1 pseudogene is annotated in these 476 nt (G+C 60.3%); it reads right to left on the bottom strand.

The features are described 5' to 3' along the window. Positions 1 to 190: 190 nt before the first annotated feature. A pseudogene (locus EN807_RS32540) lies at positions 191 to 476 on the bottom strand (SMC-Scp complex subunit ScpB); the annotation flags it as partial.

Genomic DNA, 476 nt, shown 5'->3' with positions numbered 1-476 from the left:
TTGCCCATGGCCACGAATTTTTGGGCGACAGCGGTGCAGAGGCCGCATACCGCTGCCTGCTTGACGTCGCTGACCGTGTCCATGTCCGAAATTTGCCTACAAATTTCGGACGCCCTTGGGCGCGCTAGATTCGCTATGGAAAGCTGGAAGCACTCGCAAGCCCGGTGGCCACAGCGTCTGCAGCGCCAAGCTATTCCTCCGTATCCAAACCCGCATCCTCATGGCCACTAGCCAACTCTGGCATAATTTCACCAGCAAGCAGCTCATCTCTGCTCAGCAGCCCGGCATCCTCGAGCGCCTCGCAGTCCGGGAGATCGCGAAGCGTGTCGAGGCCGAACTCGAGCAGGACGCTTTTGTCGTCACATAGGTGTAGGGAGCGCCGGGCGTCGGACTGCGCGGGTTCGACGCGATCAGGCCGGTGCCGCAGATGGCCGATCAGGTCGCGACTGATTACTTCCCGAAAACCGACGACAATT

The sequence above is a fragment of the Mesorhizobium sp. M5C.F.Ca.ET.164.01.1.1 genome (assembly GCF_004792125.1).
Classification (GTDB): domain Bacteria; phylum Pseudomonadota; class Alphaproteobacteria; order Rhizobiales; family Rhizobiaceae; genus Mesorhizobium; species Mesorhizobium wenxiniae.
This window is presented reverse-complemented; position numbering and strand designations above follow the sequence as displayed.